Source organism: Thermoflavimicrobium daqui, from assembly GCF_003313465.1.
Taxonomy (GTDB): domain Bacteria; phylum Bacillota; class Bacilli; order Thermoactinomycetales; family Thermoactinomycetaceae; genus Thermoflavimicrobium; species Thermoflavimicrobium daqui.
Genome location: NZ_KZ845668.1, coordinates 1 through 20023 on the forward strand (window position 1 = coordinate 1; position 20023 = coordinate 20023).

Consider the following 20023-nt stretch of genomic DNA (forward strand, 5'->3'; position numbering starts at 1 on the left):
TCGTCCTTCTCCCCATGGATTTGGAATAAATCGTTCCCGCTCTAATTCAGGACGATTCCAATAGCTTGCAAGCCCAGCTCCTCCTACATATAGCTCTCCCCATACACCGATTGGGGCTAACTGGTTATACGAATCCAATACATAGGCTTGGACATGATGAATCGGTCGACCAATACTTGGATTTCCAAGACCAAAAGTTTCACACTCTTCGCTTTCGACCTCTCCCGATGTGGAGACCACCGTATTCTCGGTGGGCCCATAGTTATTGACTAACCGGAATGGAATGTGTTTCGGGCGATATCGAGTGAGACGATCTCCTCCTGTCAGCATGACACGGAGTGGGGTTGCTTCTGACCAGTCTTCGGACAGCATTTCCATCGCTAATGGAGTAGGTACAAATGAAACGGTAATCCCCATTTCAGAAAACCACTTTTGAAGATGCGAAGGATTTGGTCGCGTCTCATCATCAACCACATGCAAACTGGCTCCTGTACACAATGTCGCCCAAATCTCCCATGCTGACGCATCAAACGCAGGACCTGCAATCAGAGCACAGCGATCCTTTTCAGTTAAATCAAAGGCTTCTTTGTGCCATGTTACTAAGTTGGCTAGGGCCCGATGAGTTACGGTCACACCATTGGGTTTTCCTGTGGTTCCAGACGTATAAATGATATAAATGGGTGTTTCAGGTTGAATTTGTGTCACCATTGTTTCTTTGGATTGCATATCAATGGTGTCTCGATCTTTTTCCACATGCAAGATAGGCAAATTCACATTTCCATCTATCTTGTTAAAACCATATGAATCTACGATCACAGCAGTTGCTTGGGCATCTTCTGCAATCATACTAATGCGCTTTTTCGGATAATCAGGGTCAATCGGAACATAAGTTGCTCCAGCTTGAATTACTCCGAGTAATGATACTACAAGATCGACTGAGCGACGCATACAAACCAAAACTCGGTCCCCATCTTTCGTTCCCAACTGACGAAGCACCCTAGCTATCTGGTTCGCCCGTTCCATCATCTCTTGATAGTTCAGTGCTTGTACCCCATCAGAAACTGCTAGTGCAGTTGACTGTTGGGTTGCTACCTGTTCAATTATTTGATTTATACATATATTTCTATCCCCTTGACTTAGCTGACCCACTGAATGAGTTAATAGCCAATCTTTCTCCCATTCAGTAATTATGGGATATTGATGAATGGGTTGGTTTGTATCTTTAATCACTTCGTCAACTAACTGTTTAAAATGATCATTCATCCGTTGAATGGTTTCTGTATCAAAAATATCACGATTAAATAAGAACATTCCTTCCAGCTCTTCATCGGATCTCCATATATGCAATTCGATATCAAATCGAGTCGTCATCAATTCCAATGCAAGTGCAGAGGTATGTAATCCTTGCAACTGAAGGTATTGAAAAGGAGCATTTTGAAACGCAAAAACCACTTGAAATAACGGATTTTCTCCAAACTTTCGTTCAGGTTGTAGCACTTCAACCAATCGTTCAAATGGTAGGTCTTGATTTTGATAGGCTTCTCCTGTATTTACTCGTACCTGATCAAGAACCTCCGCAAACGTAGGATTGTCTTTAAGATCAGCCCGAATCACCAACATATTAACAAAGAAGCCAATTAACCCTTCTAGTTCTGTACGCAAACGATTGGCAATCGGAGTTCCTACTGCTAAATCCTGTTGTTGAGAATACCTTTGCATCAAAATAAGAAAGATCGTTTGTAAGACCATATAAAGAGTAGCATCATACTTCCGCCCGATCTGTTCCAGCTCTAGTCTTATATCCTTAGGTAACCGAAAGGATAGTTTACCACCTTGAAATGATGGTATGTTCGGTCGTTTACGATCGGTTGGTAGCTGTAACATCGGAATATCTTTTAACTTTCTAGTCCAATAGTTCACTTGTTTTTGAACTAAATCGCTTGTCAAATATTCTCGTTGCCATTCTGAATAATCCACATACTGAATCGGGAGTTCGAGAAGAGGAGATTCCTTCCCTACTGTATACGCAGCATAAAGAGCTTCGATCTCTGAATGAAGTACACCGATTGACCATGTATCAGAAATAATATGGTGGATGGATAAAAGCAAGATATGCTCTTCTTGATCTATTTTTAACAATCTCACACGAAATAAAGGGCCTCGCTTTAAATCAAATGGTAACAATTGTTCCTCTTTGGCTAAAATATGTGCTATTTCCCGACGTTCCTTGATACTATTCCCACTGATCATTTCTACTTGAAGTGGTAAATCAATGGAATCCCAGACCACTTGGACTGGACTTCCTTGGTCATCTTCAAATGTAGTACGTAACGTTTCATGTCTAGCAACGACTTCACGTATACTATCAAACAAGGATTTTACATCGAGTGCACCTTCAATTAAGGTTGCACTACAAACGTTATAAGCTGGTGTACCTGGTTGAAGTTGCTCCAAAAACCAAATTCGCCTTTGAGCAAATGAGGCAGGAAACTTAAATGCTTCTTGCATAATTCTTCCTCCACTACTCAGATTTTAGATGAACGATCATGATTAGAAGTTTGATGGTTTTTTGCTCTGTTGCGATTCACACGTTTGATAGGGCCTAGGCTCATATTGTCGCTGTTCTTCCCATCTTCTTGAAGTTGTTTAATCTTCTTAGCTATCTTTTGGACAGTCTGTGCTTTTAGCACGCTTCCCAACTCCAAATGGACTTTAAATTCGTCACGTAGTCGCGACGTCAACCTTGTTGCTAAAAGAGAGTCACCTCCTATAGCAAAGAAATTGGTTTGTGGATCAATAAACTTTCGCCCCAATAGTTCCGTAAAGTGTCGAGCAATTGATGACTCTACTGGTGACAAAAATATTTTCTGTTCCTCTTGAGATGTTGTCGAATCATCAGAGGCTACTATTTCACTCGTATCCTGTGACACTGGCAAATCTAATGAGGCAACGGCTTCTGGTTTAGTTTGACTGATATTCCGAGCAGTAGGATAGCTTAACTCAGATGCCCAATATTTCCGGGATTCAAATGGATAAGTTGGGATCCGTATCTTTTGACATCCATATGGTTGGTCAAATTCAGTCCAATCAATATGAGCGCCCATTCTATAAAGTTGAGCAAGAGCATTAGCGATCGTAGGCCATACAGGTTGATCGCGCTCCATGGAAGGAATACCTATTGCATCCACATGTACATCACGAGCAAAACTAAGCAATGTTCGGTGGGGACCTATTTCAACAAAACATTCCACTTCTAGTTGCTTGAGTTTATTCATACCCTCGACAAACACGACTGGACGAATCAAATGTTCTACCCAATAATCTACATTCATAATTAAATCGCTCTCCAAATCTCCGGTCATATTGCTTACATAAGGAACGGCTGGAGTATGATAAGTAACGGATTCCGCTACCTTTCTGAAATCTTCTAGTATAGGAGACATCAATGGTGAATGCGATGCATGTGATATTTCTAACTTCTTGGTTTGTATGCCTTCTTTTTCAAACTGTTCTACAATTTGTAGTACAGCCTCATTTTTCCCAGAGATAACGATTTGATCATAAGTGTTGACCACAGCAATAGAAACTTGATCACTATATGGCTTCATCACTTCTGCTACTTGCTCTCGTGAAGCGGCGATCGAAACCATAGCTCCTTCTTTGGGTAGTCCTTGCATCAGTGAGCAGCGCGCTGCTACAAGACGAAGCGCATCCTCAAGCGAAAACACTCCTGCTGCCCAAGCTGCAGCATATTCTCCTACACTGTGCCCTGCTACGACATCAGGTGTAATACCCCATGATTTCCAAAGTTCTGTCAGTGCAACCTGTAAAACAAATTGGGCAGGGGCAGCATTACCAATTTCATGAATTTGTGATCCCAACTCTTCTGAAAGTAAGAGCGAAACAATCGAACTTCCTAAGAGAGGATCTAGGATTTTAGCACACCGATCTACCATCTTCTTAAAGACAGGGTGCGTTTGATATAACTCTTTACCCATTGCTGGAAATTGACTTCCTTGCCCTGAATACAAAAATGCAACCTTGGGACGATGATCTTGTTGATGAACTTGACTCATGAGCTCATCCGCACGATCATCTCCTTTCGCCATACTTTCTAGAAGAGGAATGATTTCTTTATGCGAAGAGCCTACAACAGCGGACCGATATGATAAATGAACACGTCCCGTATTTGTGGTATGAGCTACATCCTTAATATGAACTGCTGGGGATTCTTTCAAAAACTCTGCGAGTTCAGCTGCTTTCTTCAGAAGAGTTGTTTTTGAGTGTCCCGATAGTGTCAATAGATGACAAGGTCGTATTCTCTCTACTTGGGGTGAATTTACCCGCTCTGGAGCTTCCTCTAATACCAGATGGACATTTGTACCACTCATCCCAAAGCTACTCACTCCAGCAATTCTCGGTGTTTCTCCTTTTGTCCAAGGGATGGACTCTGTTGGAATCGCAAATCGAGAATGATCCAAATCAATTAATGGATTTAACCGATGAAAATGCAAATTTTTGGGGATGACTTCATGCTGTAAAGCTAATACTGTCTTTATCAATCCTGCAATCCCAGCAGCAGCTTCAAGATGTCCAACATTGGTCTTAACTGCTCCCAATATACATGGAACTTTAGAAGATACATCTTGATCAAAAACATTACGAAGAGCATCTACCTCAATCGGATCTCCAATAGCAGTACCTGTTCCATGTGTCTCAACATAAGACACTTCAGCAGGGGATACTCGTGCATTGTTAAGAGCTGTACGTATTAACTGTGTTTGTGCGAGTACATTTGGAGCAGTGATTCCCATCGACCGTCCATCCTGATTCATAGCAGATCCACGAATCAGGGCTAAAATTCGATCGCCGTCCCTTCTCGCATCAGATAATCTCTTGAGTAAAACAACCCCACAGCCTTCACCACGCACAAACCCATCTGCTTGTTCATCAAAAGCTTTACAGCGACCATCTGCAGCCAAAGCTTTTGTCGCATCGATCATTTGAGTTGTCTGATCAGAGACAAGCAGGTTTACACCAGCAGCCACAGCTAAATCACTCTCTCGTAAACGAAGACTTTGACAAGCAAGATGGACTGCTGATAATGAGGAAGAACATGCTGTATCGACTGCCAGACTCGGACCTTCAAAGCCAAATACATAAGATAAACGACCTGCTGCAAAACAATGCCCATTACCAGTGACTACCGCTGCTTGATTGGCTACATTGGGAGTTCGTAGTAATTCGTACAAATAATCTTGTGTTGAAATACCAATAAACACACCTGTTTTCGAACCGAAGAGACGATCTATTGCAAATCCCCCATCTTCAAATGCTTCCCAAGCCACATGTAATAGGAGCCGCTGCTGTGGATCTAAATAATTGGCTTCATCTGCTGTAATCCCAAAAAGGTCTGCATCAAATTCATCAATCTTCTCAAGCCATCCAGCTTTGATCGATGTTTGTGATATAGCCAAGCGGCGAGAGCTTGGCATTTCACAAACACAGTCGTGACCTTCATTTAGCAAATGAAAGTATTCATCAGGTGTATTGGCATTTCCCGGAAATCGGCATGCCATTCCCACAATAGCAATAGGCTCAGATCTTTGCGTTTCCAGTTCGATAATCCGTTTTTTTGCCTTTTGTAATGATTCAAGCGCTAGAGCTGCTGGTGAACGTGCATCTGCCCTTTGTGTCATGATAGTAGATCCTCCATTTCTGCAATTTCCTTTAAAAGCAGTGTATTCATTTCATGATCGGATTCTGGATCTAATGAATCATTACTATTCTTCTTTTGTTCTGTAGCATCTGATTTATGCAACTTGTCAAAATCCAATTGATCCAGTAAATAATCTGAAAGACGGTCAAGATCAGGATAAGCCCAAACAAGGGTTGCAGGTAATTGAAGCTGAAATGCTTTTTCAATTTCTTTACGAAATTCCAAAGCCATCATCGAGGTTAAACCGTAAGAGTTCAATGGTTCATTGATCCGCAAACTCGATGGATCATCCAATTGGAGAATTTGGGCTAATTGTCCTTGCAAGTGATTACATAGTACTCGTTTACGGCTGCGTGGGGCAGAGCCACGTAGTTCATCCCATATCGGATCTAAGGAAGTCCCCGTCTTTATGAGATTAGAATTTACAGTCATCTCTTTCGCATGAGACAGATTTTCTACCATCTGTTGTCTCCTGAGAGATACACTTGTCCATCTAGCAAGCAGCACACCTTTTTCATTATAGAAAGAAACATGGGCTTGTACTTCTTCCTCTGAAACAACTTGGGTCGAAAGATGCATCCAAGTACATGCAGATAGGGAATGAGCTATTTTCACTTCTTGGATAGAAGAAGGTATATATATATTTCCTGTTGTCTTATGCATACTAGCCTGTAACATCAAAACTAGAAAAGCAGACTCTGATATATTTAGTTCTTCTTTATTACTAATGGAGTCATTTCGATCATGTAAGGAATCCAAATATACAAGACATTCATGATCCCCCCACACTGCCTGCTTTATCCGGTACGGATTTCCTTCACTCTTGATTCCCATTGCCTGAATCCGCTGATAAAAGACCTCTGCCTCTTCCAGATTTGAATTTGAGTCCTGTTGATCCAGTCTAGTTAGCTCTTCTTCACTGAATGATTGGACTATGGATATAGCGGAACCATGCTGTTCCCAGTTAATCCCTTTCTCAGATATTTGAGCACTTCTTACTTGAACAATATTCTCTACTTCATTTTGTTTAACTTGTATCTGTAAGATTTGTTGCTGGTCTTCCTGTAAAACGATGGGAGCTTCAAAACGTAAGTCTTTAATGACAACTGAATCCTGTTTAAACACATCTTGACTAGCATGAATGATTGCTTGAAGTATCCATGCCTCTTTTAACCGTCTAACCTTATTGATCTGATAAGTACCCACGCCCCTTTTCCATTCAGATGTGGTTGTTAAATTCCATAATGTTGTATCAGGTTGATCAGGAAGTAAAACTTTTTGCCCCCATAATAGTTCATCATCGAATTGGACGATTGAAGCTGATGGCAAGGCTTCTTCCAGCCAATAATGATCTCGATCAAAGGGATAGGATGGAAGAGAAACCACTTGCTTTTTCTCAGACCAAAAATCCGAAAAATGGATAGGATAGCCTAATGTAAACAAAGCTCCTACTGTGACCATCCAATCCTTCATAGAACGAATCGAACCCTGTGTTAAAAATGGAGAAAGTAATGGGTTTGCACTGATCTCGATCCAATTCGTAAAGTCTTCATGAGTGAACATATCAATAGACTGCATCGGATCATTTGTTGATTCAAGACTTTCTATCCATTTCATATCTAGGTTTATCTTCTTATCATGACTGGAGTATAAAGGAATGGTTTCGTCATTTACCTTAAGAGTGGATAACAACCCCTGTATTTTTTCCTTGGAGATCTCCCCTTTTTGATACTGACCCCAGCTATAGATCATCCGAACGGAGTCTTCAAGGGAGAGTATCCCTGCAGCATATGCAGCTGTTATTTCTCCATCACCACTTCCGACAATCGCATCAGGCTGAATACCATATGACCGGATCATCTCTATCCATCCAGCTTGAATAGCAAATTGAGCTACTTTTTGGATCTCCAAAGGTATCTCTTTAGAAGGTACAGATAAAGCTTGTAAAATGGAGCCACTCTGTAGTTGATCACTTATTTGCTCACAGGTACGGATCATATCTCGGAAGTACGGACTCATATCAAAAAGTGACTGTACTACAGATAGATCTACGCTATTCAACTGTGGAAGTATCCAACAAAGCTTCCTTGATGAATTCACACTATTAACCAAAACCCTAGGATGAGAGTCGCCATTCACATAGGCTTGTAGTGCCTCTATCCACTCTCCATAATTTTCTCCCACTACTACTAGTCGATGATCAAAATGACTTCTTCTTAAAGCAGCAGTATAAGCAATATCTTGGAATCTAACTTCTTCCTTCTGTTTGGAACCCAAAAAGGGAATGAAAGCTTTAGCAAGTCTATGAAGCGATCGCTTTGTCTTCGCAGATAAAATTAACGGCAAATGGCGTACTTCTTCTTTTTGTGAAGAAACCGCTACCCGTGGTGGTTCCTCGACGATCAGGTGGGCATTAGTACCACTTAATCCAAGAGCAGTTACACCAGCCCGACGTGGTTTACTTCCTTGTTGCCAAGGAATCGACTCGGTAACTACACGAATAGGTATCTCATCCCAAGGTACAAGTGTATTAGGCTCTTCAAAGTGAAGAGAAGACGGAATCCTCCCGAATTTAAAGGAAAGTAACACCTTCAGTAAACTTGCGGCACCAGCGGCTGCGCCAATATGACCGATATTGGTTTTAACAGAACCAATATAAAGTGGATTCTCTTGGGTTTTTGCTGAGGCAAATGTTTCAGCAAGTGCTTGAACTTCCATTGCATCACCCATCGAGGTTCCTGAGCCATGCGTTTCAATATAATCAATCTCTTGAGCTGAAAAAGGAACCGATTGTAAAACTTTCTGGATTAACTCTTGTTGAGCCACTCCATTCGGTGAAGTAAGACCATGACTCCGTCCATCCTGATTCACGGAACTTCCTCGTATCACACCCCATATATGATCACCTGACTCTACAGCATCCGATAACCTTTTTAATACAAATACTCCACAACCTTCACTTAACACAATACCGTCAGCCTGCTCATCAAAAGCTTTACATCTTCCTGCAGATGAAAGACCACCTAAACGGCTAAATTCTACATGCAAATCTGGTGAAAGCATTAAAGTAACCGCTCCTGCTAATGCCGTAGAACACTCACCTGCTCTTAAAGACTGACAAGCCAAATGAATCGCTACTAAAGTTGAAGAGCATGCTGTATCCAGAGTCATACTTGGTCCTTTGCTTCCAAGCCAATATGATAGACGACCTGATGCAATACTTGGTGCAATCCCCGTTAACAACGTACCATCTAATCGTCTTTGGTCACTGGTTCCCAAACGTTCATAATCATGTGACATCATTCCAACAAAGATACCCGTATCTGAATTGGTTAACTCTTCATAAGTAAATCCTGCATTCTCCAAAGCTTCCCATGCAACTTCCATCAAAATCCTTTGTTGGGGATCGATATTTTTGGCTTCTCTTGGTGAAATACCAAAGAATTGTGGATCGAATTGGTCAATATTATGCAAGAATCCACCATGCCGGGTGACCATCTTTCCTGATGCTTGAGGATCAGCATCATACCATTTCTCTATATCCCATCGTTCTAGAGGAATCTCTTCAATCGCTTCCTTACCCTCTGATAAAAGTGTCCAGAAAGCATGCGGATCAGCTACATCTCCTGGAAATCGACATCCGACTCCGACAATGGCAATGGGTTCTTCTGAATATATACGAGATGTCTCCACGGAGGATTTTGTGATATTCTCATCCTTTAAATCAATGACTTCCTCAAGGAGATACTTGGTTAAAGAATGGACAGTTGGATAGTTAAACACGATTGTAGCAGGTACAGCTTTACCCAATAGTGAACGAAATGCATTACGTAGCTCTAAAGCCATCAGTGAATCTAAACCAAATTCTCTAAAAGGACGATCAGGTTCTACTTCTGATGCAGAATAACGCCGTAAAACTTTCGCTACCTCTGCTTGAACAGCCGTGCGTAATAGGGTAAATCGTTCCTTCGCGGCAAGGGACTGAAGTCGATGGAGAAACGCTTCAGCCTGCTCATCTCGCAAATCTACTTTCACAGGGGCAAAGTCACGAAGTAAGCCAATGGAATGTGCCTGTTCAGTCGACTGGCGAAAACGCATTTGATCAAATTTAAATAAAGCTAGTTCTGGATGATCATTCAATTCTAGTGCTCTACCAAGCAAAGCAAAGCCTTCATCCATTGATAAAGCTCCAAAACCCATCGCCTCGAATTTTTCTCGAAATCCTTGCTCTAGCGTTCCACCTAATCCATCTCCTGCCCAAAGACCCCAATTTAAGCTTTGACAAGGCTTCCCAAGGCTTTGCCGCCAATAAGCAAATCCATCAAGAAAAGCATTGGCACAAGCATAATTTGATTGCCCTGCACCCCCAAGTAATGATGCTGTAGAGGAATAATTAATAAAGAATTGTGGCTCTATATGCTCTTTTTCTAGTGCTAGATGCAAATTCCACGCTCCTTGTACCTTCGGAGCAAACACTTTTCTAAAGCGTTCTTCATTCTGTTCAAGAAGGATTCCATCATCCAAAGTTCCCGCAGCATGAATAATACCAGCTAACTGAATCTCTTCATTTTTCAATGTGGACAAGAGTTTAAAAACCTGTTCCTGAATACTGACATCGATTTGTGCAATTCGAACCTCTACTCCTTGATTCTGTAGCTTTTGAATCATCCTTTGCGATACTTCATTCGGTTGATTCCTTCCTACTAAAACCAAAGAGCGAACCCCTTTTTCTTTCACTAACCACTCCGCTGTTCTTAATCCAAGGAATCCCAAACCACCTGTGATTAATACTGTTCCTTGTATTTTCTCCAGAGTAGAGGAAAGTTGAGGATCTTTGTCTATGATGCGTGCTAATCGAGCTACCAAACGGTCTGGACCACGAAGTGCAATTTGTCTCTCGTCCGTAAGCACTCCTAGCTCTTTCATTAGCGCATAAGCAGATTGCTTTATTTCCCAAGTAGGATCTAAATCAATCATTTTAAAATCAAGCTCGGGGTACTCACGCATAACTACACGCCCCAATCCCCAAAGCCCTGATTGTGCACAATAAATCGATTTGCTCTTTTCAATTGATTGGGCTCCAGTAGTCACAAGCACAATCCGTTTGGTATTACCTGTTTTCGAACGAATCAATCCCTTGAATACTTCGAGTAACATCTGTGATTGACTTAAAGCGATTTGATCAAGATGGTTGTATTCCGAACTCTTCCCAAAATGACATATGATTCCTGAGATAGATTCATTATTTTCTATTGATTGAACCCATTTTTCTATCTCATCCATCTTAGGGAATGAATGAATATTTATTTTGCAGTTTGAAGTTGACCAAACATCTAGGATCTCTTCTTTGTCATGATATTGATCTGTTAACATCAGCCAGTGCCCATCGAGTGGTTGTGATGAAGAGGAGAGCTTACGCCAAGAAGGTACAAATATAGCTTCGTCTAGCTCTCTGTCAGCCCCGCCCATTTTTAGGAATGCAGACTTTGGTGCTTCTTTCGCCGTAAATCGATCGATCTCCGCCAAAACCCTCCCCGTTTCATCAGCCAAAACAAAGTCACATGTCGTTGTTTCACCTAATTCATCAATGCCACCTTGACCAAAACACCATACTGAGTTCGAGGCCTGACGTTTATACCGTAGTTCACCTACATAAAATGGCAAATGGGGTGGCTGATCCTTATTCACTTCATCCGGCCAGAAAGCCATAGCAACGCCAAAGCAGTTATCAATAAGTACTGGATGGAGTGGGCTGGATGCTTGTGTGATGGTAAATGAGCTGGATAGACGCGCTACTGCTTCTCTCTTTTCTCCTCTTAAATCATCCATCCAACGCCATTTTGGTCCCCATACAATATCCAGATCAGCAATCGTCTCGTATAAACGTTTGATATGAAATTCTTTCGTAAATCTCTTTTCGGTATGTTGAACCTCTATCCAATCATTTTTTAACACAGCCTCTAACTTAATCATTCCGGTTGCATGATGACGCCAAACAACCGATTCTTTCAATTTCGGTTCCCGAGAATACACTTGGAATGAATAAGTATTTTCTTGGCTTGGTTCAAAAATGATATGTACTTCTGTAGGTTCTGAAAGGATAAAGGGCTGGACAAATTGAACATCCGAAAGGGTAAAACCGTTACTTTCCTCAAAGTGTTCCTCAGCTACAGCAAGTACTGTTGCCAAATGAAATGCGCCAGGAACAACCACTTGTCCAAATACAACATGATCTGCCAAATATGATTGATTTGTCGTACTTACAGGGACGACAAAATGGTAACTTCCATTCGGCAAAGCCATTCCATGTCCAGAGAGCGAATACTTATTCCCTATGTTTGCTGTTGGTAAAACCCCTTGTATGGGTTGTGAACCATTTGGAACATGCCAAAAATGGGAATGATCAAAAGGATAGGTTGGCATCGAAACCCGACATGCATCCTTTGGAAATTGTTTATGCCAATCCAGCGAATATCCAAGCGTATACAATAGCCCCAAGGAGTGCAGAAATTCGCTTCTTTCAAGCTGCTGACGGCGTAATGTTCCCAATGCTTTTGCAGGGGTATTTAGGTCTGTAAATAGTTTACTTAGTACCGGAACAAGCACAGGATGAGCACTCACTTCAATAAAGAAATGAAACCCTTTTTGCAGTAGTTCTTTGATAACCGTTGCGAATTGTACAGGTTGACGTAAATTTTGAACCCAATAATTCGCATCCAGTTCGGTACCATTGATCATCTTTCCTCTTACAGATGAGATCATTGGAATCTTTGCTTGCTTTGGACATATCCCAGATAAAACTTGAAAAAGCTCTTCCTTCAACTCATCCATTTGCGGACTATGCGATGCAACATCCACCTTGACTTTCCGACAGAATATCTCGTTCTTACTCAGTTCAGTGATTAATTCATCAATCGCCTTCGGATCGCCAGAAACGACTGTCGATGTATCACTATTACTTACAGCTATGGCTAGTTGTTCTTCTCTTCCTTCTAACCATGTTTCTAACTCTGAAATCGACAACTCTACGACAGCCATTGCACCTTTTCCCACAACTCTACGCAATAATTTACTACGTTCACAGACGACTCGAGCCGCATCTTCAAGGCTAAGAACCCCAGCTACATAAGCTGCTGCAATCTCCCCTTGACTATGACCGACGACAGCATCTGGAATAACTCCTCGCGATTTCCATAATTCTGCTAAAGCAATAGCTACTGCAAATAAGGTTGGCTGTACAACATCTATTTTTTCTAATAAAGCGGCATGATGATCTGAAGTTAGCACATCGATTAAAGACCAATCTACAAATTTTGTGAAAACCTGTTCGCACTGCTCAATCAAGGATCGAAAAATAGGTTCGTGCATAAATAACTCACGACCCATCCCAATCCATTGTGAGCCTTGACCTGGAAAGACAAAAGCTGTTTTTCCTTTACCATCCGCAGTTGCATACTCTACAAAAGGTAGGGTTTCACCTTTCGCAAATGATTCCAGCTTATTTCTTAAGTCTTGCACGTTATCACTAACAATAGACAAGCGACAATGATGATGATCCCGCCCCGTACCAGCCGTATACCCAATGTCAGCCAATCTTTGCTCTGTTAATTGAGGATGATGGGCATAAGTTCGTGCTAATTGACGTAAAACTTTTTCACTCTGTGCTGAAAGAGGAAACAAATAGGGAGATGAGTCATTTTCACTCGGACTTGTCTCTTTGCTAGGTGCTTCTTCAATAATCACATGGGCATTTGTCCCACTCAATCCAAAGGAACTAACTGCCCCTCGACGAATTCCAGCATCTTTGGTCCAATCTAACGCTCGATGAGGAATTTTAATAGGAATATGATCCCAATCGATATAAGGATTTAAGGTTTCCGCATGGAGATGGGCTGGAATCCTTCTATGTTTTAACGACAAGACCACCTTAATTATTCCTGCTAATCCTGCAGCTGCTTCCAAATGACCGATATTCGTCTTAATTGAACCCACGAGTAAAGGATTTTCTTTACTATGCGACTCTTTATAAACATGGGATAACGCCTCAATCTCGATAGGATCCCCTAATGAAGTACCCGTACCATGTGCCTCAACATATTGGATATCTGCTGGAGTAAGACCGGCATTATCTAATGCTTCTCGTATGACTGCCTGCTGTGATCCTCCATTTGGAACCGTAAGACCACTACTGATTCCATCATGTTGTACAGCAGACCCACGAATAACAGCTAAAATCTGATCACCATCTCGTTTAGCCTGTGAGAGACGTTTGAGTACAAGCACCGCACATCCTTCACCTCGACCATATCCATCCGCATCGGCTGCAAACGTTTTGCAACGGCCATCTTTTGATAAGGCTTTGGTTTGTGATAGATATACATTACTTAAAGGGGATAGGATCAAGTTCACCCCACCAACTAAAGCAACCGATGACTCACCTACACGTAAACTTTGACAAGCAAGATGTACAGCTACAAGTGAAGATGAGCAGGCTGTATCTACGACCATACTAGGTCCTTGCAATCCTAAAATATAAGAGATTCGACCAGCTGCAAAGCAGAGTCCTGTTCCTGTACCAGCATAAGCATCTAAATCCTCTATTGCTCCTGCATTCATTTGTAAAGAATGATACTCTGTTGTACTAATCCCTACAAAAACACCAGTACGTGTTCCCTCTAATGAACTTGGAGGAATTCCTGCATCTTCTAATGCTTCCCATGTGGTTTCTAGCAAAAAACGATGTTGCGGATCCATCCGCTCTGCTTCACGAGGAGAGATACCAAAAAAATTAGCATCAAACATCGTTGGTTTATCTACAAAGTGACCATGCCGAACATACATTTTCCCTTTCGCATCAACATCCGAATCATAGTAAGCAGAAACATCCCAACGATCTGAAGGAATTTCACTCAATGTTTCAAGATTGTTATGAAGTAATTGCCAAAGTTCATCGGTAGTATTCATACCATTTGGAAAGCGTAATGACATTCCCACAATAGCGATGGGCTCATTTTTGGCGGCCTGCAATTCCTCCACTTTGGCATTTGCTTTTCTTAACGCCGATAACGTTTTGCGAAGTGAATCTAGCACCGCTGACTTGTTGTCTGTCATTTTTAATCACCATCTCTAAGTTCGTTTTCGACGAGTTCAAGTAACTCTTCGACACTCATCTCTTCCAATTGCCCCAACTCTTGATCCATGTCCGTTTTCTCCATTTCTAATGGTTTTGAATCCATATCGTTTTTCCATCCCAACTCTTCCATTAAATAAGAAGATAGAGAAGATATATTTGGATAATTAAACGTAATAGTCGGTGGTAAAATCAGATCTAATTCCATCTGTAGACGGTTTCTGAGTTCTACTGCCATTAAGGAATCTAATCCTAAATCAAAGAAACCGATATGCTCATTGACCTCTATTGAAGTATGATCTCCAAGTAGATCCGACACTTTTTCAATCAACCAATGTTGCAGCAAAGAAAGCCTTTGGTCAGAATCTTCTTCTGATAAACGATCTTTTAGTAAATGAGGGCGATTCACTGGTGTATCCACTTTTTCTTGCTGATCTTCGAGTAATGAGAATAGCTTTCGCTCTTTACGAGCTTGGTAAATAGGAATAAATGTTTCCCAGTTGACATTTGCTACAACGAATCCATCTCCCTTAGACATTCCCATCTCCTTTAGCGCTGCACATGCTATATCTGGATCCATCGGTTTAATGCCTAATTGAGTTAGAAGCTCTTCATTCCCTTCAGCCATTCCTCCACCAGCCCATGGACCCCAGCTAACATTACTAGCAGGTAATCCCCGTTCTTGTCGGTACTTTACAAACCCTTGCAAAAACGCATTAGCCGCAGCATAATGCCCACCTTCTTCAGTACCCCAAACTGCTGAAATGGATGAAAAACAAACAAACCAATCTAAAGCCATCTCTTTCGTTAACTGGTGAAGAATCCATGTACCTTTTACTTTAGGAGAGATTACATCTTTTATAGACTTATTTTCTATTTCAACAACAGGAATATGACTAGAAACACCCGCTGCATGAATAATGCCTGCAAGTGGCGGTAAATGATCGTTCATCCATATAAAAGCCTGATTCATTTCTACTTCATTCGTTACATCTGCTTTGACGATATGGATCTGAGTACCCAGTTCCTCTATTATTCTCAATCGATTCTGGGACTTTTCATTGAGTGAGTCTGATCCGCCTCGACTTAATAAGACCAAAGACTTCGCACCACTTTTGGCAAGCTCATAAGCCATTTTTAGTCCGAGAGCACCTGTGCCACCTGTAATCAGATAAGTTACGTCCGAGCGGATTTTTATGGGTTGAGATGGAAGAGATGGTTTGCGATCCAGTCGTAAGACAAAAGCTCTGTCTGCTTGTATACGATAAGAATCTTCACCATGTAATCCTTTAGTCATAGCTGCAAGACACAGTTTGAGCTCTTGTTCACTTACACTCGAAGAGAGATCAATTCTCCCCCCCCAAATATTGAATCTCTCAAGCGAAGCACATACACCTAATCCCCAAAGTGAAGCACTTACTGGGTTTGTACTTAAATCATCTTTCTCATTTCCCCACGCATTTTTGGTAACAATCCACACTTTTGTCTCATACATGCCACTTATATTTACAATACGACTTACTTTTTTAACCGCTTGTTCAACTTGAGATAGCATTTCTTGAGGCGAAACTTCATCGACCGTTGATTCAAACGTATAAATTACGGAACGTACAGATCGATTCCGAAAATGATTGGCATCCAATGGACGATCTGGGATGATCACTTCTCCACCTCGTTGTTCAACCTGATCAGCAACTTGTCTGATGAAATTTTCATCATCACCTAAAATGATCCAGGAACCTGATGCATCCAAATGATCCGTTATTAATTCAACTGGCTTCCATGTTTGTACATAAGTATGTTTCTGCCAATGATCTTTCTTGGTATCTTGTTTCATATGTTTAAGTAGTGAATTAAGAATGTTATGGACGAGTGGGATCTGACTTTTATCGACTTGAAGTTCATCAACGAGCTGTTGTGCTAATTCCCCTCGTTCCTTTTCCTTCGTTAAGGAGGTAAGTAATGGATGAGAAAAATGATCTGGTTCAGTGATATCAATCCAGTATCGTTGACGCTTAAAAGAATAGGTAGGTAACGGAATAGGTCTACGACGATAAGGTTGATCAAAAGACTTCCAATCAATACTGACACCCGATACATAAAGGTTAGCCAAACTCCCTAACAAACTACTCCAGTCGTTACGATTTTTGCGCAAAGACGGAAGCATGCGTTTACCGCGGATATCCATGCAATCTGCAACCATTCCGAGTAAAGTAGGTTGTGGACCCACTTCTATAAAAAAGGAGAATGCGTCATGGTCTAAACATTGTATGGCCTCTTCAAAGTTTACAGTGGAACAGACATGTTGAACCCAATATTCAACCGTAGCTAAATTGGGAGAACCTTGTGGGTCCACTGTCGAAATAATCTTCCTACGTGCAGGTCTAAATCGAATCGTATTTAATACCTGTCTAAATTCTGCTAGCATCGGTTCCATCAGTGGTGAATGAAAAGCATGGGATACACTTAATGTATCTACACGAATGCCCTTCTCTTTCAAATCAGCAGCAATCATGTCCAAAACCTCCAACTTACCAGACAAAACAGTGCTTTTCGGACCATTTACTGCAGCAATACCAAGTTCGCCTTTGTATAAGTCTAAGTATTTTTCTAGCTCATCTGGGGCTGTTCGAATGGAAATCATTCCGCCTCCCGCTGGCAGCTTCGACATTAAGCGTCCTCTAGCTGCTACCAGCTTTACCGCATCTTCCAGATCCATGACATCCGCAATATATGCGGCACAAATCTCACCAATGCTATGACCGATTAACACATCTGGATCGATCCCCCAAGATAACCACAGCTTGGCTAACGAAAGTTCCAGAGCAAAGAGAACAGATTGAGCTTTTTCTGTATCATGGAGAGATTCTGGATTCTCTTCATGGTATAGCTGATGAATCATAGACCAACCCAAATGTTTTTCGAATAAAGCTGAACAGCGATCCATCATTTCTTTAAATACTAGATGCTCTTCATAAAGTAGCTGTCCCATCCTCAAATATTGTGTACCTTGCCCTGAGAAAAGGAAGGCAACCTTCTTATGACTTTCCTCTAATTCTCCTTCATTTTGAAGGGCTCCTCGAAGTTTTTTACCTTCACTAAGAGTTACGAGTGCTTGCAGAAGATCATCTTTAGACTTTACTGGAACAGCTACTCGATAAGCTAAATGGGCTCTCCCTTGGATTAAAGAAGAACAAACATCACCTACTGACCAATCATCTTTTTGTATAAGATATTCATATAGTTTTTTGGCCATTTCTGGAATAACTGTCTCTTGATGCCCACTTAAAATTAATAAGTGCAAAGAGCGATCTTTTCGTTCTTGTTCATTAGGGATATCTTGAACAAACTCTTCAACAATTACATGTGCATTTGTACCACTAAATCCAAACGAGCTGACAGCTCCGCGCCGTGTTTTTTTAGAGTGCCATTCATGCATTTGATCAACCACTTGAATAGGTAAGGTAGACCAAGGAATATAAGGGTTTGGAGTTGAAAAATGCAGTGTCTTTGGCAAACGTTTATGTTTAAGAGAAAGAATTAACTTCATAAGCCCAGCAATTCCAGCAGCCGCCTCTGTATGTCCAATATTACTTTTCACTGACCCGATTAAGAGTGGATTCTCCTTACTATGTCCCGATCCATAAGCTTTAGCTAACGCATCTACTTCGATCGGATCCCCAAGAGCAGTACCCGTTCCATGAGCTTCGATGTAAGTAATATCTTCCGGTTCTAATCTGGCATCTTGTAATGCTCGACGAACCACCTCTTGTTGTGCTAAACCATTGGGTGCAGTTAGACTACTGCTACGTCCGTCTTGATTTACGGCGCTTCCTCGAATGACAGAAAGAATCAAATCACCATCACGAAGAGCATCACTTAATCGCTTAAGGACTACCACTCCACACCCTTCACTACGTACAAATCCATTTGCCGATGCATCAAATGGTTTACAATGCCCCTCTGGTGATAAGGAATTAATTTGCGAAAGATAAACACTTACATTAGGATCAAGAATCAGAGTAACCCCTCCCGCAAGAGCAAGATCTGTCTCACGGGAACGTAAACTCTGACATGCCATATGGACAGCGACTAGTGAACTGGAACAAGCTGTATCAATCGTAATACTTGGACCGTGAAAGTCGAATAAATAAGAAATTCGACCAGATACCATACTCGGCACAATTCCTGTTCCTGACCAAGCATCAATTTGAGTTGCTTCTCCACCCAGTGTATTTTTCCGATATTCATTAGCACAAAGCCCCATAAAAACTCCTGTCGCACTTCCTCGAAGCAAGTCAGGACTCATCCCGGAGTTTTCTAAAGCTTCCCATACTACTTCAAGCAAAATACGATGCTGGGGGTCCATAGAAGCTGCTTCGCTAGGAGAAATACCAAATAACGATGCATCAAACTGATCTATATCCTTGAGGAACCCACCCCGACGTATATTCATTTTGCCTGGTTTCAACTCTTGATCATAAAATGCATGAATATCCCAACGTTCCAATGGAATATCTACGATAGCATTACGCTCTTGCTCCAATAAATTCCAAAACTCTTCTGGACTAGATATGTCTCCAGGAAAACGACATCCCATTCCTACGACGGCAATCGCATCCATTTGTGTATGGTCGAGAAGATCATGTTTTGCTGTTAGACTATCGGGCTGGATGGATTCATTTAAATGATTATGTGCCAACTTTCTTGCTAGCTCTTCAATGGTAGGATAGTTTAATAAATCTACCATTTTAATATCCCGCTTTAGCACATCGCGTAGTTGTGCATGAACTAAAGCAAGTAAGAGAGAGGAGCCACCTAGTTCGAAAAAGCTTTGATTCCGAAGGATTTTCTCCTTTCCTAATACTTTCCTCCATACGTTAGCAATAATATTTTCTAAATCATTCATTGAAATATCTTCTATTTCTAAGAATTCCGCTTGATTTGAAGGCGTAATTTGGAGTGCTTTTCGATCAATTTTGTTATTAGGGGTTCGTGGGAGCCGATCGAGTACAACAAACTCGTTCGGCACCATGTATGCAGGTAAAATGGACTCACAAAGGGTTCGTAATTGCCGATTGATATCTTGTTTTTGTATCGGTTTCGCTATGAGCGGCTCATTCACATATACCTTTTTCGTAGATAATTCCCTAGACTGATGCTTTTTCCACATG

At 41.4% G+C, this 20023-nt stretch carries 4 protein-coding genes; all 4 read right to left on the minus strand.

The window, feature by feature from the left end:
- The coding region (locus DL897_RS11470) for a non-ribosomal peptide synthetase (protein ID WP_145962222.1) at positions 1–2508 on the minus strand (2508 nt) is incomplete at its 3' end.
- A 17-nt stretch (positions 2509–2525) separates the two neighbouring features.
- On the minus strand, positions 2526–5699 hold the full coding sequence (locus tag DL897_RS11475; RefSeq protein ID WP_113659295.1) for a type I polyketide synthase: 3174 nt from the start codon (positions 5697–5699) through the stop codon (positions 2526–2528).
- Positions 5696–14830: a type I polyketide synthase gene (locus DL897_RS11480; protein ID WP_113659296.1), complete on the minus strand. Its 9135-nt coding sequence runs from the start codon at positions 14828–14830 to the stop codon at positions 5696–5698. Before DL897_RS11480 ends, DL897_RS11475 begins: the two co-directional genes overlap by 4 nt.
- A gap of 2 nt (positions 14831–14832) precedes the next feature.
- Positions 14833–20022 (minus strand): type I polyketide synthase, encoded by a 5190-nt coding sequence (locus tag DL897_RS11485; protein ID WP_113659297.1) that lies wholly within the window; start codon positions 20020–20022, stop codon positions 14833–14835.
- Position 20023 lies beyond the last annotated feature (1 nt).

Coding starts and splice junctions, on each gene's coding strand:
- DL897_RS11480 (WP_113659296.1), bottom strand. CDS start 14,830: ATGACAGACAACAAGTCAGCGGTGCTAGATTCACTTCGCAAAACGTTA.
- DL897_RS11485 (WP_113659297.1), bottom strand. CDS start 20,022: ATGTGGAAAAAGCATCAGTCTAGGGAATTATCTACGAAAAAGGTATAT.
- DL897_RS11475 (WP_113659295.1), bottom strand. CDS start 5,699: ATGACACAAAGGGCAGATGCACGTTCACCAGCAGCTCTAGCGCTTGAA.